Raw genomic sequence first — 21,137 nt, 5'->3', positions numbered from 1 at the left:
CTTAAATAAGAGACTGTGTTTCAGGGAAGCCGAAACGAATATTTGCACACTGCATTGCCTGTGCGGCAGCACCTTTGAGTAAGTTATCTTCCGTAGCCACCACAATCAGGTGCTCGTCCTGCACGGCAAAGCCAATATCACAGAACGGCAGGCCAACTACGTTTTTCAGCGCCGGAACACCTTTTTCATACAGGCGCACCAGCGGTTTATCCGCATACGCCTGAGTAAAGACCTCGCCCACCTGTTCTTTGGTCACACCCGGTTTCAGGCGGCAGGTGATGGTTTCGAGGATCCCGCGCGGGAAGCTACCCAGATGCGGGGTAAAGATGACGTTCGCCCCCAGATGGGTAGTGATCTCAGGGTGATGACGGTGGTTAAACACGCCATACGGCTGAAGGCTCACTTCGCAGAAGCTATTAGAAATCGCTGCCTTGCGCCCTGCACCGCTCACACCACTGGTGGCGTTGATCACCGGCCACTGGTTCAGATCCAGCAGGCCTGCGTCGATCAACGGTTTCAGGGAGAGCTGCGCCGCCGTCGGGTAGCAACCCGGTACGGCAATCAGATCCGCGTCTTTTAGTTTGTCTGCGCTCCACTCCGCCAGTCCGTACACCGCTTTCTCAAGTAAGTCCGGGTGCTGATGGGTGAAACCGTAATATTTTTCGTAGAACGCGCTATCGTTAACACGAAACGCGCCGGAAAGGTCGAATACCACACAACCCGCCGCCAGGAATTGCGGAGCCAGGCCGTGGCTGACTTCGTGCGCGGTGGCTAAAAACACCACGTCTACACCGTCGGTAAACTCGCTGATGTCGGACATCGGCTGTAACGGCAGATCAACAATGCCTTTCAGCTGCGGATGCAAATCAGAGATTAACTTTCCGGCATCATTGCTTTGCGCTGACACGGTCAAAGCGGTTATGGTCATATGTGGGTGGCGATTCACGTAGCTTACAAGCTCTGCGCCCGCATAACCGCTAGCGCCTACAATCAGCGTATTCAACATCGGGTTCCTTTATGCTCAACGTTAATGTATTTTTATTCACATTTATTGCATGAATATTGATACTATCACGACCTAAGGTGTGTCAACAATGAAAATGAACTTACCGCCATTTATCGAGATCTACCGCGCCCTGATTGCCACACCCTCCATCAGCGCGACCGAAGAAGCACTGGATCAGAGTAATGAGTCTTTAATCAATCTGCTGGCGGGTTGGTTTAGCGATCTTGGGTTTAACGTTGAGGTTCAGCCCGTTCCCGGAACACGCCACAAATTTAACCTGCTCGCCAGCACCGGACACGGCGCAGGTGGACTGTTACTGGCCGGTCATACCGATACCGTTCCGTTTGACGATGGCCGCTGGACGCGCGACCCGTTCACCCTGACCGAGCATGACAACAAGCTCTACGGTCTGGGTACGGCCGACATGAAAGGCTTCTTCGCCTTTATCCTCGACGCGCTGCGTGACGTCGACGTGACAACACTGAAAAAGCCGCTCTATATCCTGGCGACTGCTGATGAAGAAACCAGCATGGCGGGCGCGCGCTATTTCTCTGAAAACACCTCAATTCGCCCTGATTGCGCGATTATCGGTGAGCCGACTTCCCTGCAGCCAATTCGCGCCCACAAAGGCCATATCTCTACGGCAGTGCGTGTGCTGGGCCAGTCCGGTCATTCCAGCGATCCGGCGCGTGGCGTGAACGCCATTGAGTTGATGCACGACGCCATTGGTCACATCATGCAGCTGCGTGACTCGCTGAAAGAGCGTTACCACCACGATGCGTTCACCGTACCTTACCCAACGCTGAACCTCGGTAGCCTGCACGGCGGTGATGCCTCCAACCGCATCTGCGCCTGCTGTGAACTGCATATGGATATCCGTCCGCTGCCGGGCATGACGCTGAACGACCTGAATGGCTTACTGAGCGAAGCGCTGGCTCCGGTGAGCGAGCGCTGGCCAGGCCGTCTGACGGTTTCTGAGCTACACCCGCCGATCCCGGGATATGAGTGCCCGCCGGATCACCAGCTGGTTGAAGTGGTGGAAAAACTGCTCGGTGAGAAAACCGACGTGGTGAACTACTGCACCGAAGCGCCGTTTATTCAGACGCTTTGCCCGACGCTGGTGCTTGGCCCTGGCTCCATCAACCAGGCCCACCAGCCGGATGAATACCTGGAAACCCGCTTTATCAAACCCACCCGTGAACTGATTGCCCAGGTTGTACATCACTTCTGCTGGCATTAATGACGCTTCCCCTCTCTGAAGAGAGGGGAAAATCTCGCGATCCCCGTCACATTCTCATAAGCATCTCTTATTTGATGCAAAGCGAATTAAATTTCGTAAATTGCCCACATTTATTCGTTTGCTGAACCGTTTTCGCAGCAATTGACGACGGGGGTTTTACGTGGCTTTATAAAGGGAGATGACAAAATATTGTCCAACAGATTTTCGACTGGGCATAAACAAAAATGATGGGGTGACTGGGTTTTTATGAACGAACAATATTCCGCGTTGCGTAGTAATGTCAGTATGCTCGGCAAAGTGCTTGGAGATACCATCAAAGATGCGCTGGGGGAGAACATCCTCGACCGCGTTGAAACCATCCGCAAGCTATCCAAATCTTCCCGTGCTGGAAACGAAGCCAATCGTCAGGAGCTGCTTACCACCTTGCAGAACCTGTCCAACGATGAGCTGTTGCCTGTTGCACGTGCGTTCAGCCAGTTCCTGAACCTGGCAAACACCGCTGAGCAATACCACAGCATTTCTCCAAACGGCGAAGCAGCCAGCAACCCGGAAGTCATTGCCCGTACGCTGCGTAAACTCAAAGAACAGCCAGGCCTCAACGAAGCCACCATCCAAAAAGCGGTGGAGTCTCTTTCGCTTGAGCTGGTGTTGACCGCGCACCCCACCGAGATCACCCGTCGTACACTGATCCACAAAATGGTGGAAGTGAATAACTGCCTGAAGCAGTTGGATCACAAAGACATTGCCGACTACGAACGTAACCAGCTGATGCGCCGTCTGCGCCAGCTGATTGCCCAGTCCTGGCACACCGACGAAATTCGTAAGAACCGCCCAAGCCCGGTTGATGAAGCCAAGTGGGGCTTTGCAGTGGTTGAAAACAGCCTGTGGGAAGGTGTACCAAACTACCTGCGCGAGCTGAACGAACAGCTGGAAGAGAACCTGGGCTACCGCCTGCCTGTTGATTTTGTCCCGGTACGTTTCACCTCCTGGATGGGCGGTGACCGCGATGGCAACCCGAACGTAACGGCTGAAATCACCCGCCACGTATTGCTGCTGAGCCGCTGGAAAGCCACCGACCTGTTCCTGAAAGATATTCAGGTGCTGATCTCCGAACTGTCGATGGTAGAAGCCACTCCAGAACTGCGTGAGCTGGCCGGTGAGGAAGGGGCCAGCGAGCCGTATCGTTATCTGATGAAAAAGCTGCGTAGCCAGTTAATGGCCACCCAGGCCTGGCTGGAAGCGCGTCTGAAAGGACAACGCCTGCCGAAACCGGAAGGACTGCTGAGCCAGAACGAGCAGCTCTGGGAGCCACTGTACGCCTGTTATAAATCACTTCAGGCTTGTGGCATGGGCATCATCGCCAACGGTGAACTGCTCGACACCCTGCGTCGCGTGAAGTGCTTTGGCGTCCCGCTGGTGCGTATTGATGTGCGTCAGGAAAGTACCCGCCATACCGAAGCGCTGGGTGAACTGACCCGCTATCTCGGCATCGGCGACTACGAAAGCTGGTCAGAAGCCGACAAACAGGCCTTCCTGATCCGTGAACTGAACTCCAAACGCCCTCTGCTGCCGCGCAACTGGGAGCCAAGCAACGACACCCGTGAAGTGCTCAACACCTGTAAAGCGATCGTTGATGCGCCGAAAGGCTCGGTGGCAGCCTACGTGATCTCGATGGCGAAAACGCCGTCCGACGTGCTGGCCGTTCACCTGCTGCTCAAAGAAGCCGGTATCGACTATGCCCTGCCGGTTGCCCCGCTATTTGAAACCCTTGATGACCTGAACAATGCCAACGACGTGATGACCCAGTTGCTGAACATCGACTGGTATCGCGGCTTTATCCAGGGCAAACAGATGGTGATGATTGGCTATTCCGACTCCGCAAAAGACGCGGGTGTGATGGCCGCATCCTGGGCGCAGTACCAGGCACAGGACGCGCTGATCAAAACCTGCGAAAAAGCCGGTATTGAACTGACGCTGTTCCACGGCCGTGGTGGCTCAATTGGCCGTGGCGGTGCGCCAGCACACGCGGCACTGCTCTCGCAACCGCCGGGAAGCCTGAAAGGTGGCCTGCGCGTGACCGAGCAGGGCGAGATGATCCGCTTCAAGTATGGTCTCCCGGAAGTGACCATCAGCAGCCTGTCGCTCTACACCAGTGCTATCCTGGAAGCGAACCTGCTGCCACCACCGGAGCCGAAAGCCTCCTGGTGTCATATCATGGACGAGCTGTCGGATATCTCCTGTGATTTGTACCGTGGCTATGTACGTGAAAACAAAGATTTCGTGCCTTACTTCCGCTCAGCAACACCTGAGCAGGAGCTGGGTAAACTGCCGCTGGGTTCACGTCCGGCGAAACGCCGCCCGACCGGTGGCGTCGAGTCTCTGCGTGCCATCCCGTGGATCTTCGCCTGGACGCAAAACCGTCTGATGCTGCCAGCCTGGCTGGGTGCCGGTGCAGCGCTGCAGAAAGTGGTGGAAGATGGCAAACAGAGCGAACTGGAAGCGATGTGCCGCGACTGGCCGTTCTTCTCTACCCGTCTGGGGATGCTGGAGATGGTCTTCTCGAAAGCCGACCTGTGGCTGGCGGAATACTACGATCAGCGTCTGGTGAAACCAGAACTGTGGGCACTGGGTAAAGAGCTGCGCGAACTGCTGCAAGGCGACATCAAAGTGGTGCTGGATATCGCCAACGACTCACATCTGATGGCTGACCTGCCGTGGATTGCCGAGTCTATCCAGTTGCGTAATATCTACACCGACCCGCTGAACGTTCTGCAGGCCGAACTGCTGCACCGTTCCCGTCAGGCGGAAGAGGAAGGTAAAGCGCCAGATCCACGCGTTGAACAAGCGCTGATGGTGACGATTGCAGGCGTTGCGGCAGGTATGCGTAACACTGGCTAATGTTTTATGCCGGGCGGCATGGCGCTGCCCGGCAAATTTTGGTCGTCTCACCATGCAACATGACATCTCCCCAATTCTGAACGATCTGATAACCGGTGCGTTACCGCTGGGTCAGGTGCATTTTTTCTCACCAACCGAACAACGCCCCCGCACGTCACCCCTGCTCGTAATTACCCTTGATAACCCATGCGAGGCATTATTTTCTTCATCAGGCATTGTTCAACAACATCCCGCCAGTTCGCTCAGCCTAAGCTTCGATAAACAACACCTGGCTCTCGAGCTCCATCGCGACAACTCTCTGTTGCAGCAGTTACAAATTCCCCGACGTGGCCCGCGAACAGGCGCTTTTCTTCTCCAGACGCTAACCGAGTTACAGATGCAGCCAGATGAACAGGATACCGCAAGACTGGTGGTATTAAGCCTGCTCAGCCACTGCCGGGATCTGCTTGGCAGCGATATCCACACCGCCAGCCGCAGCCGTGCCCTGTTTGACGCCGTTCGCCGCTTCATCGAAGAACATCACGCTTCGGTATTAACTCGCGAATCCGTGGCGCAGGCGTTCTACATCTCACCAAACTACCTTTCCCACCTCTTTCAGAAGATTGGTAACGTAGGGTTCAACGAATGCCTGACACAAACGCGTCTGGAACACGCGCGCCAGCTGCTGAAAGGCTACGATCTTAAAATCAAAGATATCGCCGTAAGTTGCGGATTTACGGACAGCAACTACTTCTGCCGTCTCTTTCGCAAGCACACCGAACGCTCCCCCTCCGAATATCGTCGCCAGTATCACAGCCAGCTGATCGCCAAAAAATAGCATTGTGATCGCTCTCTCACTTCGCTAAGGACATTACATTTGTCCAGTATTTGGCAAAATTGACCTGTATCCGCCGCGCCTGGCCGAGCTTTATCCTTTATTCAACCTTTCTGACTTAAGGAAAAATAATGGAACTGTATCTGGATACCGCCAACGTGGCGGAAGTTGAACGCCTGGCGCGTATTTTTCCAATTGCGGGTGTCACCACCAACCCAAGCATTGTAGCCGCCAGCCGTGAATCCCTCTGGGAGGTGTTGCCACGTCTGCAAAAGGCCATCGGGCCAGAAGGTACGCTGTTTGCCCAAACCATGAGCCGCGACGCAGAAGGCATGGTAGCGGAGGCCAAACGCCTGAGTAACGCCATCCCGGACATCGTGGTGAAAATCCCGGTGACGGCTCAGGGGCTTATCGCGATCAAGGCGCTGAAAAAAGAGGGCATAACCACGCTAGGCACTGCCGTTTACAGCGCCTCGCAGGGATTGCTCGCCGCGCTGGCGGGGGCGAAATATGTCGCGCCGTATGTCAACCGCGTCGACGCTCAGGGCGGCGACGGCATTCGCATGGTGCAGGAGCTGCAATCCCTGCTGGAACTTCACGCACCGGGGAGCATGGTGCTGGCCGCCAGTTTTAAAACGCCACGTCAGGCGCTGGACTGCCTTCTCGCCGGATGTGAGGCAATCACACTTCCTTTAGATGTAGCGCAACAAATGCTCGGCACCCCGGCGGTAGAGTCAGCCATAGAGAAGTTCGAGCAAGACTGGAAAAACGCGTTTGGTAACCTCAACCTCTAAGGGAGAACTGTTATGGACCGTATCATTCAATCGCCGGGTAAATATGTCCAGGGCGCTGATGTGCTTACCCGTCTCGGCGACTATCTGAAACCACTGGCACATCGCTGGCTGGTTGTCGGCGATAAATTTGTGCTGGGTTTTGCTGAAGAAACACTGCGTCAGAGCTTCAAACAAGCAGAGCTCCACGTCGAAATCGCACCATTTGGCGGCGAATGTTCACAAAATGAAATCGATCGTTTAAGAAAACTGGCCGATAGCGCCAACTGTATGGCAGTGCTGGGGATCGGTGGCGGTAAAACGCTGGATACCGCCAAAGCGCTGGCACACTTTATGGACGTGCCGGTCGCTATTGCCCCCACCATCGCCTCCACCGATGCGCCGTGCAGTGCGCTTTCCGTCATTTACACCGACAGCGGCGAGTTCGATCGCTACCTGATGCTGCCACATAACCCGAACATGGTGATCGTGGATACCAGGGTAGTGGCGGGTGCTCCGGCACGTCTCCTTGCCGCCGGGATTGGCGATGCGCTGGCAACCTGGTTTGAAGCACGCGCCTGCTCGCGCAGCGGCGCGACCACCATGGCGGGCGGGAAATGCACGCAGGCTGCGTTAGCACTTGCCGAGCTGTGCTACAACACGCTGATTGAAGAAGGTGAGAAAGCGATGCTGGCAGCGGAACAGCACGTGGTGACGCCTGCTCTTGAACGCATTATCGAAGCCAACACCTATCTGAGCGGCGTAGGCTTTGAAAGCGGTGGACTGGCGGCGGCACACGCCATTCACAATGGCATGACGGCAGTGCCGGATGCGCATCACTTCTATCACGGTGAAAAAGTGGCGTTTGGTACGCTCACGCAACTGGTGCTGGAAAACGCGCCGGTGGAAGAAATAGAAACCGTCGCGGCGCTATGCCATAGCGTTGGGTTACCGATCACGCTGGCACAGCTGAACATAAAAGAGGATATTCCGGCCAAAATGCGTCTGATAGCGGAAGCATCTTGTGCAGAAGGTGAAACTATTCACAACATGCCTGGTGGCGCGACGCCGGATCAGGTTTACGCGGCGCTGCTGGTTGCCGACCAGTACGGGCAGCGGTTCTTGCAGGAGTGGGAGTAATCATGTTGCCGGATGAGGCATAGCGCCCCATGCAAAAAAATCCCCGCCGAAGCGGGGATTTTTATTACTGCAGGTCAAACCGATCCAAATCCATCACTTTCGCCCATGCGGCGATAAAGTCGCGGACGAACTTCTCGCTGGCATCGCTGCTGGCGTAAACCTCGGCCAACGCACGCAGAACGGCGTTAGATCCAAAGACCAGGTCGGCACGGGTTGCAGTGTATTTCTCGTCACCACTGGCACGATCGCTACCGGTAAACAGCTCGTTTGATGCATCGGTCGCTTTCCACTGGGTGTTCATGTCCAGCAGGTTCACGAAGAAATCGTTGCTCAGCACGCCCTCACGGTCGGTGAACACCCCATTCTTGCTGCCATCAAAGTTTGCCCCCAACACGCGCAGACCACCCACCAGCACCGTCAGCTCTGGCGCGGTCAGCGTCAGCTGCTGGGCTTTATCAATCAGCAGGGACTCAGTCGTCGACGTATCGACCTGCGCACGGTAGTTACGGAAACCATCGGCAATCGGCGCAAGCAGGTTGAACATCTCGATATCCGTTTGATCCTGACGCGCATCCACGCGGCCTGGCGTAAACGGTACGGTGATATAAACACCTGCGGCTTTCGCTGCTTTCTCGATACCAACCCCACCAGCCAGCACGATGATATCGGCCAGTGATGCTTTGTTGGTGGTACGCTGGATAGCCTCCAGAGCCGGTAATGCGCGAACGGCGGCAGCGTTAACGTCCCAGTCGCGCTGTGGAGCCAGCGCCAGACGCGCACCGTTAGCACCGCCACGCTTATCGCCACCACGGAAGGTCGATGCAGATGCCCACGCAACAGAAACCAGTTCGCTGACGGAGAGACCAGAGGCCGCGATTTCCGCTTTCAGGCGCTCAATATCTTCTTTCGATGGGGCGAACACTGGCTGCGGCAGCGGATCCTGCCAAATCAGATCTTCTTTCGGCACTTCCGGGCCAATGTAACGCGCTTTTGGCCCCATATCGCGGTGGGTCAGCTTGAACCATGCGCGAGCAAAAGCTTCGTTGAAGGCCTGCGGATCGTTCAGGAAGCGACGGGAGATTTTCTCGAATTCCGGGTCGAAACGCAGCGTCAGGTCGGTCACCAGCATGGTGGGTTTGCGTTTTTTCGACGGGTCGAACGGGTCAGGCATAATGTCTGGCGCATTCACGGCTTCAAACTGAATAGCACCTGCCGGGCTGCGGGTCTGCACCCACTCGTATTTGAACAGGTTCTCGAAGAAATAGTTGCTCCACTGGGTCGGGGTTTGCGACCAGATCACCTCCAGCCCGGAAGTGATGGCATCTGCGCCAGCGCCGGTACCGAGTGTGCTGGCCCAGCCCAGGCCCTGCGCTTCAATCGGCGCGGCTTCCGGATCGGCACCGACATGGGTCGCCTCACCTGCACCGTGGGTTTTACCGAGCGTATGGCCGCCCGCAATCAGCGCAACGGTTTCTTCGTCGTCCATGCCCATGTTGCCGAAGGTGGCGCGAATAGCCGCCGCCGCTGACAGCGGTTCACCGCTGGCATTAGGCCCTTCCGGGTTAACGTAAATCAGCCCCATTTCGGTGGCGGCCAGAGGACGCTTCGCCAGCGCTTCCGGGTCACGGTGGGTCAGCCAGGCTTTTTCGTCACCCCAGTTTACGTCCATATCCGGTTCCCAGACGTCTTCACGCCCGGCACCAAAACCAAAGGTGCGGAAGCCAGAGTTTTCCAGCGCTACGTTACCCGCGAGGATAAACAGGTCAGCCCAGGAGATTTTTTGTCCGTATTTTTGCTTGATAGGCCACAGCAGACGGCGGGCTTTATCCAGGCTTACGTTATCAGGCCAGGAGTTCAGCGGCGCAAAGCGCTGTTGACCGCGTCCGGCACCACCACGTCCGTCAACGGAGCGATAGGTACCTGCACCGTGCCAGGCCATACGGATAAACAGGCCAGCATAGCTGCCCCAGTCGGCAGGCCACCACGGTTGAGAGTCGGTTAAGAGTGCTTTGAGATCGCCCTTCAGGGCAGCGTAATCAAGTTTGCTGAAGGCTTTGCGGTAATCGAAGTCTTCACCCAGTGGGTTCGAACGGTTGGAGTGTTGGTTAAGAAGATCTACGCGGAGTTGTTTTGGCCACCAGTCGCGGCTTGAGGTTCCTGCCCCCGCGCTCTGGTCATGGCCGCCCTGATGGAACGGGCATTTGCCGATAGATGCCGCTTTATTGGTATCGTCTGACGTGCTCATCGCTATGCTCCCTTTTACAGTGTTACCGTTACGATATACGCCCTTATTGATAAGGTATAGTTGGGATGACCCACAGATTCGATAGATAATTCCGTTCAATTAACCATGTAAAAAACATGGGCTTTGTACGTCAAAGGCAGAATTGCTGATATGGCGGGAAAATAAAACCCTTAGAAATCAAAAAACCCTCCGGAGAGGGCTTTTGCTTGCTTACACGCCAGGTCGAACACCGAGCGTGTGGCAAATCGCGTAACTCATTTCCGCGCGGTTTAGCGTATAGAAGTGGAAATCCTTCACCCCTTCACGACTTAAAATTTTCACCATGTCCATCGCGATATTTGCGCCCACCAGCTTGCGTGTTTCCGGGTCATCGTCCAGCCCCTCGTACATTTTAGACATCCAGAGCGGAATGCGCACGTTGGTCATGTCAGCAAATTTCTTCGCCTGCCTGAAGTTAGACACCGGCAGAATGCCCGGAATAATTTCGACGTCGATGCCCGCAGAGACGCAGCGGTCGCGAAAACGCAAATAGCTTTCCACATCAAAGAAAAATTGCGTGATGGCACGGTTGGCACCGGCATCCACTTTACGCTTCAGGTTGAGCAGATCCGCCTGAGCACTTTTCGCCTCCGGGTGAACTTCCGGGTAAGCGGCAACGGAGATATCGAAGTCCGCCACGTCTTTCAGCAGTGTCACCAGGTCAGCAGCATACATTTCCGGCTTACCGCTGCCCGGCGGCAGGTCACCGCGCAGGGCGACAATATGACGAATACCGTTGTTCCAGTAGTCCTGGGCAATGGCACGCAGTTCATCGCGGGTAGCGTCGATGCAGGTCAGGTGCGGAGCCGCTTCCAGACCGGTACGCTCTTTAATGCCTTTAATAATACTGTGCGTACGGTCGCGCTCACCGGAGTTGGCACCGTAGGTCACGGAGACAAACTTGGGTTTCAGGCTGCTCAGGCGATCGATAGAGCTCCACAGGGTTTGCTCCATTTCACTGGTGCGCGGCGGGAAAAATTCAAAAGAGACGTTAATCTGGCCGTTTACTTCGGCCAGGCTCTGATTCAGGGCTTCCCGCTGGTTGGCGTGAAAAAAGCTCATACCTTACCTCATCAATCGCGTGTCGTTGTGTGTTGTATTGCGAACTTCTATACGTTTAGACGTCCAGATGTAAAAATGACGGAAAAGCGGAGTGGCGTCAACAGAAATAATCACCAGGAATGGTGAGGAATGTTCAGGGAAGATGAGGGAAATTCATGATGGTGAGACATTCCCTCTCCCACTGGGAGAGGGAACAAGTGATATTACAGCAGCTTAGCCAGACGATTGATGTCGGACTGGATCGCCCCGGCGGTGACATCGCGCCCCGCTCCCGGGCCACGGATCACCAGCGGGTTATCACGGTACCAACGGCTTTCAATCGCAAAGACGTTATCACACGGCAGAAGTGCGGCCAGCGGGTGTTCTGGACGAACCGCCTCCACACCCACGCGCGCTTTGCCGTTTGCCTCAAAACGCGCCACATAGCGCAGCACCAGACCCATCTCACGTGCGGCTTCCAGACGTTGCACCATCTGGTCGTTCAGCTCATCACCATTCTCGAAGAAGTGATCGACAGATCCTTCCTCGCAGCCCGCAGGCACCAGCGACTCCATGCGAACAGCACCAGGCTCAATGTCATAGCCTGCTTCACGCGCGAGGATCACCAGCTTACGCATCACGTCTTTACCGGACAGGTCAACGCGTGGGTCGGGTTCGGTTAAACCTTGCTGCCACGCCTGATCCACCAGGTCGGTGAACGGGACGGTGCCATCGAACTGCAGGAACAGCCAGGAGAGCGTACCGGAGAAGATGCCGCTCAGCGCCAGAATGCTGTCACCGCTTTCAATCAAATCACGCACGGTATGGTTAACCGGCAGACCCGCGCCCACCGTGGCGTTATAGAGCCAGTGACGACCGGTTTTTTCAAACGCATCGTGGATCTGACGGTATTTATCCGTGCTGCTTGCACCCGCCAGCTTATTCGCGCTGATCACGTGGAACCCGTGGCTGGCGAAATCAAGGTACTGATCGGCAAGCTGTTCACTCGCCGTAACATCCAGCACGACCAGGTCGTCGTACGGGTGCGCGCGCATCCACAGGAACAGCGACTCTTCATCCTGCTCAACGGCTTCATCATTAAAGAATGCAAGCGCACGGCTGGCATCCAGACCTTCATAGTTCAGCAGGCTGCGACGACTGTCCACCACGCCCGCCAGCACAAACTCAAACCCGGTACGCGCCGAAAGCGTAATTTGCTCGCGCGCGAACAGCTCCAGCCAGCGGGAACCAATGTTACCTTTACCGAACAGCACCAGGCCGATACGTTTTTCCGCCCGGAACAGGGAAGTATGTAGCCCCTGGATCAGGCTCTCGGTTGGCCCTTTACGCAGAACGGCCACCAGGCTGATGCCCTCTTCCGACTGCCAGGTAAATTCAACTGGCTGGCCTTTCAGTTGCTGCCAGAAACGGTGGCAGTGCAGCGGGTTACGGGTGACGCCTGCGCCCACCATCGCTATCAGTGCCAGCCCCTGACGCAGACGAAGCTCGCCAGGCAAGCCCGCTTCATCAAGAATTTTCAGCGCGCTGTCCGCCACTTCAGCGGTGTAGCAGAACTGCAGCAGCTGGCGGTCATTGTGTACGCCAACGGCCAGCGGACGCACTTGCGCACGCTTCAGGATCAGGTCGATGTCTTTGTGCGCCAGCTTGAAGTCCTGGCCGGCAGGCACCTGGAACTCAATCAGGCAGATGTCGTCGTGGCTGGTGACGATACGCGCCCCGGTACCAGAAGCCAGCACGCGTTCAATGCGTGTGGAACCCTGATCCGGGGTGTAGCTACAGCGAAGCTGCAGGTCGATGTCACTACCGGATACCGGCTGCAGCGTACGGGCGTGCAGAACCGGTGCCGCCAGACGCGCCAGCTCACTGGCTTCGTCGAGACGCAGCAGCGGCAGCAGGCAGGCATCTTTCACTTTACGCGGGTCAGCGCTGTAAACACCGGCCACGTCGCTCCAGATGGTGACGCGGGAAACCCCCGCCAGCGCACCGATTTGCGTCGCAGAGTAGTCAGAACCGTTACGCCCAAGCAGCACGGTTTCGCCTGCATTGCTGCGGCTGATAAAACCCGTCACCACAATGCGTTTGCCGGGGTGCTGCACCAGCAGCTGTTGCAGTAGCGGATAAGACAGCCCCTCATCGACCTGCGGCTGCGCGGCACGTTCGGCACGCAGGAAGTCACGCGCATCGAGCCAGGCGGCGTCCACACCAAGGTGTTGCAGAACGGCAGCCATCAGACGCGCAGACCACACTTCACCGTGACCGACTACTTCGGCATACACCGCATCGGTAATGCCGCTGTCCAGCAGTGCAGCCAGACGTTCCAGGTCGTGAGTAAAGGCGCTAATCAGCCCGTCCGCCACGTCCGCAGGCAGCAAGCCAGCGATCAGCTCACTCTGGTAACGGCGTAATGACTGTTGAACCTGATGCGCAGAAAGACGATCGGTCTGGCTCAATTTCAGCCAGCTAATCAACTGGTTGGTGGTGCTGCCAGCCGCGGAGACAACCATCATGTCACCCGGCTGTGAATACTCTGTCATGATCCCTGCGACACGCAGGTAACACTTCACATCAGCAAGACTACTACCACCAAACTTGTGCAGTTGACGACCCTTCGCCCCTGCCTGCGCTATCACACTCATGATTACCCCTTGGCTGCGATCCGGAAGCCATTTTCCAGATCGGCAATTAAATCTTCAGAATCTTCAATACCGGTTGAGATACGCAGCAGCGTCTCAGAAATACCGGCGGCGGCACGTGCTTCTGGTGCCATACCTGCGTGCGTCATGGTCGCGGCGTGGGAGATTAAGCTTTCCACCCCACCTAAGGATTCCGCCAGCGTAAACAATGACAACCCGCTCAGGAAGCGACGCAGCGTTTGCTCGTCGCCATCCAGTTCAAAACTTAACATCGCACCAAATCCCTTCTGTTGGCGCGCGGCAATCTCATGTCCCTGATTTTCAGGCAACGACGGGTGATAAAGCTTCTTCACCAGCGGCTGCGTTTTCAGGAAATCGACAATTGCCTGAGCATTACGCTGCGCCGCTTCCATGCGCGGCGACAACGTACGAATACCGCGTAACAACAAATAGCTGTCGAAGGCACTTGCGGTGACGCCGATGTTATTGGCCCACCATGCCAGTTCGGTGACAACGTCGGGATCTTTGGCAATCACCACGCCCGCTACCACGTCAGAATGGCCGTTCAGATATTTAGTGCATGAATGCAATACCAGATCTGCACCCAGTGCAAGTGGGTTCTGAAGGGCCGGACTGAGGAAGGTATTATCCACTACACTTATCGCTCCTGCATCCCTTGCGAGCTGACAAATTTTCGCAATATCGACAACACGCAACAATGGATTGCTTGGACTTTCCACCAGCACCAGCTTCGGCTGCTCTGTCAGCGCCTGTTTCAGCGCCTGTTCGTCGTTTTGATCGACAAACAGCACGCGATAGCAGCCACGTTTTGCCAGGCTATCAAACAGACGATAGCTGCCGCCGTAGCAGTCATGCGGGGCAACCAGCAGGTCACCCGGTTTCAGGAACACCGTCGTCACCAGGTGAATGGCAGACATCCCCGTATTGGTTAACACTGCCCCTGCACCGCCTTCCAGCTCAGCCAGCGCGCGCTGGGTAACATCACGCGTAGGGTTACCACGACGCGAGTAGTCATGCGCACGGGGTTCATTAAATCCGGTGAAATTGTAAGTACTGGAAAGATGAATCGGCGGGACAACACAGCCGTACTGCTCGTCATCATTCAATCCGCTACGCACTGCGATGGTGGCCTGTTTACGCGTCATGGTGAAGGCTTCCTGGCTAATTAGGTGAAAAGTCAGGCACCAGAGTAAACACTGAAAGTATGGACGTCAATACATCTGGACATCTAAACTTCTTTGCGTATAGATTGAGCAATGCGCAAATAGCCGTTAAAATTATACGCTTTAGTGCACGCTACAGCGGCAATATCCGTGCCACGGTATCGTCTCTACGGTAAACTACGCAAGATTACGGTTCAAAACGGACGGTTACAGGTTTTGCACCTTTAGATTAATGACTGAGAGGATTAAAGGTATCTCATGGCTGAATGGAGCGGCGAATATATCAGCCCATACGCTGAGCACGGTAAGAAGAGTGAACAAGTAAAAAAAATTACGGTTTCCATTCCTCTGAAGGTGTTGAAGATCCTCACCGATGAACGCACGCGTCGTCAGGTGAACAACCTGCGTCACGCGACCAACAGCGAACTGCTGTGCGAAGCGTTTCTGCATGCATTTACCGGCCAACCGTTGCCGAACGATGACGATCTGCGCAAAGAGCGTAGTGATGAAATCCCGGAAGAGGCAAAGGTGATCATGCGTGAACTGGGTATCGACCCGGATACGTGGGAATACTGAGAAGCAGATACAAAAAAGGCACCTTGCGGTGCCTTTTTTTCGGGAAACTTATTTCGCGCCCGGGATGCTGAAACGCTTGTTGAAGCGGTCAACACGGCCACCGGTTGCAACATCACGCTGCTTACCAGTGTAGAACGGGTGGCATTTGCCGCACACGTCCAGGTTCAGATCGTGACCCACGGTGGAGCGGATCTGGATAGAGTTACCGCAAGAGCAGTTTGCAGTAATCATTTCGTATTTAGGGTGAATATCTTTTTTCATGGGAGAACCTCAGTTAAGGCCGCGTCGCTCTTCCAGCCCTAACGCCAGACACCACGCGATGTTAATAGTATAGGTTTTGACGCTGCATAAAGCGCATCAAAGGCGGCGAATCATACAGAATTTGACCACCGTATGCAAACTGATCCGCACGCTGCTTTCACTAATGTGTATACTAACGCGCCACTTTTCAAGTCAGGAAGATTCGATGCCCGTCGCTCACGTTGCCCTGCCCGTTCCGCTTCCCCGCACCTTTGACTATCTGCTGCCCGACAGCATGAGCGCCAAAGCTGGCTGTCGCGTGACCGTGCCGTTTGGCAAACAGCAGCGCGTGGGGATTGTGGTTTCCGTCAGCGACAAGAGTGAGTTACCGCTTAATGAACTGAAGGCAGTTGTTGAGGTGCTGGACAGCGAGCCGGTTTTCTCCACCAGTACCTGGCGACTGCTGCTGTGGGCAGCGGATTACTATCACCATCCGATTGGCGATGTCCTGTTCCATGCGCTGCCCATTTTGCTGCGCCAGGGTAAGAGCGCCAGCCATGCGCCAATGTGGTACTGGTTTGCCACCGAGCAGGGGCAGGCCGTGGACATCAACAGCCTGAAGCGCTCGCAGAAACAACAGCAGGCGCTGGCAGCGCTGCGCCAGGGGAAAATCTGGCGGCATCAGGTCAACGAGCTTGAAGTCAGTGAAACCGCGCTGCAGGCATTAAGGAAGAAAGGGCTGAGTGAACTGGGTAGCGAAGCCCCCGCCCTTTACGACTGGCGAAACAACTTTTCTGTATCCGGTGACCGTCTGCGCCTGAATACCGAGCAGGCCACCGCCGTGGGAGCCATTCACAGCGCCTCCGATCATTTCTCCGCCTGGCTGCTCGCCGGCGTCACCGGCTCCGGTAAAACCGAAGTTTACCTGAGCGTGCTGGAAAATGTGCTCGCCCAGGGCAAACAGGCGCTGGTGATGGTGCCGGAGATCGGCCTGACGCCACAAACCATCGCCCGCTTCCGCGAACGTTTCAATGCCCCCGTTGAAGTTCTGCACTCTGGTCTGAACGACAGCGAGCGTCTCAGCGCCTGGTTGAAAGCCAAAAACGGCGAAGCGGCGATTGTGATTGGCACCCGTTCGTCACTGTTTACGCCATTTAAAAACCTCGGCGTCATCGTGATAGATGAAGAACACGACAGTTCCTATAAACAGCAGGAGGGCTGGCGCTATCATGCCCGCGATCTGGCTGTGTATCGCGCCCATAGTGAGCAAATCCCTATTATTCTGGGTTCCGCCACCCCGGCACTTGAAACATTGCACAATGTTCGTCAGCGCAAATACCATATGCTGCGCCTGACGCGTCGCGCGGGGAATGCGCGCCCGGCCATTCAGCATGTTCTGGATCTGAAAGGCCAGCAGGTTCAGGCGGGGTTAGCACCTGCGCTAATCACCCGCATGCGCCAGCATTTACAGGCGGGCAACCAGGTCATTTTATTTCTTAACCGCCGCGGATTTGCCCCGGCACTGCTCTGCCACGACTGCGGCTGGATAGCAGAATGCCCGCGCTGTGACCACTACTACACCTTCCATCAGGCCCAGCGGCATTTGCGCTGCCATCACTGCGACAGCCAGCGCCCGGTACCGCACCAGTGTCCGTCGTGCGGTTCAACGCATATTGTGCCGGTCGGTCTGGGGACGGAGCAGCTGGAACAGGCGCTTACGCCCTTCATTCCTGACGTTCCCATTTCGCGTATCGACCGGGACACCACCAGCCGCAAAGGTGCGCTGGAACAACAGTTAGCCGAAGTGCATCGCGGTGGCGCGCGCATCCTCATTGGTACCCAGATGCTGGCCAAAGGGCACCACTTCCCGGACGTCACGCTGGTCGCCCTGCTGGACGTGGACGGAGCACTGTTCTCCGCAGATTTCCGTTCAGCCGAACGCTTTGCCCAGCTTTATACCCAGGTTGCCGGACGTGCCGGACGCGCCGGAAAGCAAGGCGAAGTGGTACTGCAAACGCACCATCCCGAGCATCCGCTACTGCAAACCTTACTGCATAAAGGTTATGACGCATTCGCTGAACAGGCACTTGCTGAACGCCAGACAATGCAGCTTCCCCCGTGGACCAGCCACGTCATCATCCGGGCTGAAGACCATAACAACCAGCAGGCTCCTCTTTTCCTGCAGCAATTGAGAAATCTCCTGCAGGCCAGCCCGCTGGTGGATAATCAGCTGTGGATTTTAGGCCCGGTTCCTGCACTGGCTCCTAAACGCGGCGGACGTTTTCGCTGGCAGATTTTGCTCCAGCACCCTTCACGTATCCGCTTACAACATATCGTCAGCGGCACGCTGGCACTGATCAACACACTGCCGGAAGCACGGAAAGTGAAGTGGGTTCTCGACGTCGATCCGATTGAAAGCTGAAGACGGATCGAAAAAATTTAATACTCCTCACACTTTTTATGAAAATTCTGTAACCGATTCCATTAACAATCTGTAAAAATGGAGACGTCAGAAGTTCGGTGTTCAGGCGAGGAGAAGACGTTGAAGTCCAGGAAAGAGGTTGCTACTGCGACCATGAAAGACGTTGCCCAAAAAGCGAAAGTCTCTACGGCAACAGTGTCCCGCGCATTAATGAACCCGGACAAAGTCTCCCAGGCAACCCGCAACCGGGTGGAACAGGCGGCGCTGGAAGTGGGGTATTTCCCGCAGGCGATGGGGCGTAACGTTAAGCGCAATGAATCGCGCACCATTCTGGTGATTGTGCCGGACATTTGCGATCCCTTCTTCAGCGAGATTATTCGCGGTATCGAAGTGACGGCGGCTGAGCAAGGTTATCTGGTGCTGATTGGCGACTGTGCCCACCAGAACCAGCAGGAAAAAACCTTTATCGACCTCATCATCACCAAACAGATCGACGGCATGCTGCTGCTCGGCTCTCGTTTGCCGTTTGATGCCAGTATTGAAGAACAGCGTAATTTACCGCCGATGGTGATGGCCAACGAATTCGCGCCAGAGTTGGAACTGCCGACCGTTCATATCGATAACCTGACCGCCGCATTCAACGCCGTGAACTATCTCCAGGAGCTGGGGCATAAGCGTATTGGCTGCATTGCCGGGCCGGAAGAGATGCCGCTGTGTCACTACCGCCTGCAGGGCTACGTTCAGGCGCTACGCCGCACGGGCGTCACTGTCGATCCACACTACATCGCGCGTGGCGATTTCACCTTTGAAGCCGGTGGACAAGCGCTGGAAAAACTTCTGGCACTGCCTGAACCGCCTACTGCCGTGTTCTGTCACAGTGACGTGATGGCACTGGGTGCATTATCGTATGCCAAACGTCGCGGCCTGCGCATACCAAAAGATTTATCGATTATTGGTTTCGATAATATTTCGCTTTCAGAATTTTGCGATCCACCGCTCTCAACCGTCTCGCAGCCACGCTATGACATTGGTCGTGAAGCTATGCTTCTTTTGCTGGATCAACTGCATGGTCAGGCAGTTAGCAGCGGCTCACGGTTGCTGGACTGCGAACTGATTGTTCGTGGCACGACTCAGGCATTGACTTAAAGTAAATGCCTTTAGGACACCCTTATCTGGTCAAAGCCCCGCCGCTTAAGTAACATGGCGGGCTGACGAACGAATAAATACAGCGAAACGATAGTGGCACAACGAGATTATGTACGTCGCGGCCAGCCGGCACCTTCGCGACGCAAAAAGAGTAGCTCAAGGAACAAGCAACGTAACCTGCCTGCTGTCTCGCCAGCAATGGTCGCTATTGCTGCGGCTGTACTGGTGGCCTTTATTGGCGGTCTGTACTTTATTACTCACCATAAAAAAGAAGAGTCTGAGGCCCTTCAGGGCAACAAGGTTGCCGGGAATGGTCTGCCGCCAAAACCGGAAGAGCGCTGGCGTTATATTAAAGAGCTGGAAAGCCGCCAGCCAGGCGTTCGCGCACCGACTGAACCGTCCGCCGGTGGTGAAGTGGTGAACCCCAACCAGCTCACCGACGAACAGCGTCAACTGTTGGCACAAATGCAGGCCGATATGCGCCAGCAACCTACGCAGTTGAACGAAGTGCCGTGGAACGAACAAACGCCGGAGCAGCGTCAGCAAACGCTGCAGCGACGTCAGGTCCAGCAACAGATTCAACAACAGCAGTTGGCGCAAACTCAGCCAGTACAGCAGCCTCGTACGCAGCCGCGAGTGACGGAACAACCGTACCAGCAGCCGCAACAACAGACGCGTACGGTGCAGTCGCAGCCTGTTCAACAGCAGCCAAAGACTCAGCCGCAAAAGCAAACGGCTCAGCCTTATCAGGATCTGTTGCAAACACCTGCGCATACCACCGCGCAACAGCCGAAAACGCAGCAGGCCGCACCGGTCACCAAAGAGACCGAAGCGCCGAAGCAAACGGCTGAGAAGAAAGACGAACGTCGCTGGATGGTTCAGTGTGGCTCGTTTAAAGGTGCAGAACAGGCCGAAACGGTACGAGCTCAGCTGGCGTTTGAAGGCTTTGATTCCCGCATAACCACCAACAATGGCTGGAATCGCGTGGTGATTGGCCCGGTCAAAGGCAAAGAAAATGCGGATGGCACGATCTCTCGTCTGAAGATGGCAGGTCACACAAACTGCATTCGACTCGCCTCCGGGGGTTGAAACCCCCAAAATCCCCCCCATCTATCATTCTATTCAGCCCTGAGCACTGGCTCAGGGCTTCTGTTTCCCGATTCTGTAACCAGGGGGTCTGCTCGTGACAACAATTGTAAGTGTACGCCGTAACGGCCAGGTGGTGATTGCCGGTGATGGCCAGGCCACGCTGGGTAATACCGTCATGAAAGGCAACGTGAAAAAAGTCCGTCGTTTATATAACGACAAAGTGATCGCCGGTTTTGCGGGCGGCACGGCTGATGCCTTCACGCTGTTTGAACTGTTTGAACGTAAACTGGAAATGCACCAGGGTCATCTGGTGAAAGCCGCCGTTGAGCTGGCGAAAGACTGGCGTACCGATCGTATGCTGCGCAAGCTCGAAGCGCTGCTGGCCGTGGCCGATGAAACTGCCTCACTGATTATCACCGGTAACGGTGACGTTATTCAGCCGGAAAACGACCTGATTGCCATCGGCTCTGGCGGCCCTTATGCCCAGGCTGCGGCCCGTGCGCTGTTGGAAAATACCGATATGAACGCGCGTGATATCGCAGTGAAAGCGTTGGATATTGCAGGAGATATCTGCATCTATACCAACCACAACCACACCATCGAAGAATTACCGTCTAAAGCGTAAGGATCTCC

The 21,137-nt window shown here is 55.7% G+C and carries 16 protein-coding genes; 10 read left to right on the top strand and 6 right to left on the bottom strand.

All coding sequences use genetic code 11. From position 1 onward, the window contains the following. Window position 1: 1 nt before the first annotated feature. Window positions 2–1,006, bottom strand: coding sequence for an N-acetyl-gamma-glutamyl-phosphate reductase (argC, locus tag ACHHZ6_RS21845; RefSeq protein WP_182273283.1), 1,005 nt, complete (start codon window positions 1,004–1,006; stop codon window positions 2–4). A gap of 88 nt (window positions 1,007–1,094) precedes the next feature. On the opposite strand from argC, the gene argE reads away from it, so the two are divergent. From argE to ACHHZ6_RS21820, 5 genes are all read left to right on the top strand, one after another. Next, window positions 1,095–2,246 carry an acetylornithine deacetylase gene (argE, locus tag ACHHZ6_RS21840; protein ID WP_395122999.1) on the top strand — a complete coding sequence of 384 codons (1,152 nt, stop codon included), beginning with the start codon at window positions 1,095–1,097 and terminating at the stop codon, window positions 2,244–2,246. A gap of 246 nt (window positions 2,247–2,492) precedes the next feature. Beyond that, window positions 2,493–5,144 (top strand): phosphoenolpyruvate carboxylase, encoded by a 2,652-nt coding sequence (gene ppc, locus ACHHZ6_RS21835; RefSeq protein ID WP_182273281.1) that lies wholly within the window; start codon window positions 2,493–2,495, stop codon window positions 5,142–5,144. A gap of 52 nt (window positions 5,145–5,196) precedes the next feature. Beyond that, complete coding sequence (locus ACHHZ6_RS21830) at window positions 5,197–5,961, top strand: helix-turn-helix transcriptional regulator (protein WP_395122998.1); 765 nt, start codon at window positions 5,197–5,199, stop codon at window positions 5,959–5,961. Window positions 5,962–6,089: 128 nt separating this feature from the next. Continuing rightward, entirely contained in the window at window positions 6,090–6,752 is a 663-nt protein-coding gene (gene fsa / locus ACHHZ6_RS21825; protein ID WP_182919132.1) for a fructose-6-phosphate aldolase, read from the top strand. 12 nt (window positions 6,753–6,764) lie between these two features. After that, a complete protein-coding gene (locus ACHHZ6_RS21820; protein WP_182273278.1) occupies window positions 6,765–7,868 on the top strand; it encodes a glycerol dehydrogenase in 1,104 nt (367 codons plus the stop codon). A gap of 64 nt (window positions 7,869–7,932) precedes the next feature. Here ACHHZ6_RS21820 and katG read toward each other — a convergent pair whose 3' ends face one another. The 4 genes from katG to metB form a co-directional block, all read right to left on the bottom strand. Beyond that, window positions 7,933–10,113 (bottom strand): catalase/peroxidase HPI, encoded by a 2,181-nt coding sequence (katG, locus tag ACHHZ6_RS21815; RefSeq protein ID WP_182273277.1) that lies wholly within the window; start codon window positions 10,111–10,113, stop codon window positions 7,933–7,935. A 210-nt stretch (window positions 10,114–10,323) separates the two neighbouring features. After that, window positions 10,324–11,214: a methylenetetrahydrofolate reductase gene (gene metF, locus ACHHZ6_RS21810; protein ID WP_182273276.1), complete on the bottom strand. Its 891-nt coding sequence runs from the start codon at window positions 11,212–11,214 to the stop codon at window positions 10,324–10,326. A 203-nt stretch (window positions 11,215–11,417) separates the two neighbouring features. Further along, window positions 11,418–13,850, bottom strand: a complete 2,433-nt coding sequence (locus tag ACHHZ6_RS21805) for a bifunctional aspartate kinase/homoserine dehydrogenase II (protein WP_182273275.1) — start codon at window positions 13,848–13,850, stop codon at window positions 11,418–11,420. 2 nt (window positions 13,851–13,852) lie between these two features. Further along, complete coding sequence (gene metB / locus ACHHZ6_RS21800; protein ID WP_182273274.1) at window positions 13,853–15,013, bottom strand: cystathionine gamma-synthase; 1,161 nt, start codon at window positions 15,011–15,013, stop codon at window positions 13,853–13,855. 276 nt (window positions 15,014–15,289) lie between these two features. On the opposite strand from metB, the gene metJ reads away from it, so the two are divergent. After that, window positions 15,290–15,607, top strand: a complete 318-nt coding sequence (gene metJ / locus ACHHZ6_RS21795) for a met regulon transcriptional regulator MetJ (protein ID WP_006179183.1) — start codon at window positions 15,290–15,292, stop codon at window positions 15,605–15,607. 48 nt (window positions 15,608–15,655) lie between these two features. On the opposite strand, the gene rpmE is transcribed toward metJ, so the two are convergent. Then, a complete protein-coding gene (gene rpmE / locus ACHHZ6_RS21790; protein WP_003862040.1) occupies window positions 15,656–15,868 on the bottom strand; it encodes a 50S ribosomal protein L31 in 213 nt (70 codons plus the stop codon). 205 nt (window positions 15,869–16,073) lie between these two features. Between rpmE and priA the strand changes: the two genes are divergently transcribed. From priA to hslV, 4 genes are all read left to right on the top strand, one after another. Beyond that, window positions 16,074–18,269 carry a primosomal protein N' gene (gene priA / locus ACHHZ6_RS21785; RefSeq protein WP_395122997.1) on the top strand — a complete coding sequence of 732 codons (2,196 nt, stop codon included), beginning with the start codon at window positions 16,074–16,076 and terminating at the stop codon, window positions 18,267–18,269. A 120-nt stretch (window positions 18,270–18,389) separates the two neighbouring features. Further along, window positions 18,390–19,415 (top strand): DNA-binding transcriptional regulator CytR, encoded by a 1,026-nt coding sequence (gene cytR, locus ACHHZ6_RS21780; protein WP_182273272.1) that lies wholly within the window; start codon window positions 18,390–18,392, stop codon window positions 19,413–19,415. A gap of 93 nt (window positions 19,416–19,508) precedes the next feature. Continuing rightward, the gene (ftsN, locus tag ACHHZ6_RS21775; RefSeq protein WP_395122996.1) at window positions 19,509–20,504 is read left to right on the top strand and encodes a cell division protein FtsN; all 996 of its coding nucleotides are present in this window, start codon (window positions 19,509–19,511) and stop codon (window positions 20,502–20,504) included. A 94-nt stretch (window positions 20,505–20,598) separates the two neighbouring features. Next, complete coding sequence (gene hslV / locus ACHHZ6_RS21770) at window positions 20,599–21,129, top strand: ATP-dependent protease subunit HslV (protein ID WP_182273270.1); 531 nt, start codon at window positions 20,599–20,601, stop codon at window positions 21,127–21,129. The last annotated feature ends 8 nt before the right edge of the window (window positions 21,130–21,137 follow it).

It is taken from the genome of Enterobacter cloacae complex sp. 2024EL-00214 (assembly GCF_043945575.1).
Lineage (GTDB): Bacteria > Pseudomonadota > Gammaproteobacteria > Enterobacterales > Enterobacteriaceae > Enterobacter > Enterobacter cloacae_P.
The sequence above is the reverse complement of the archived record's forward strand: the minus strand, read 5'-3'. Positions and strand labels throughout refer to the sequence as shown.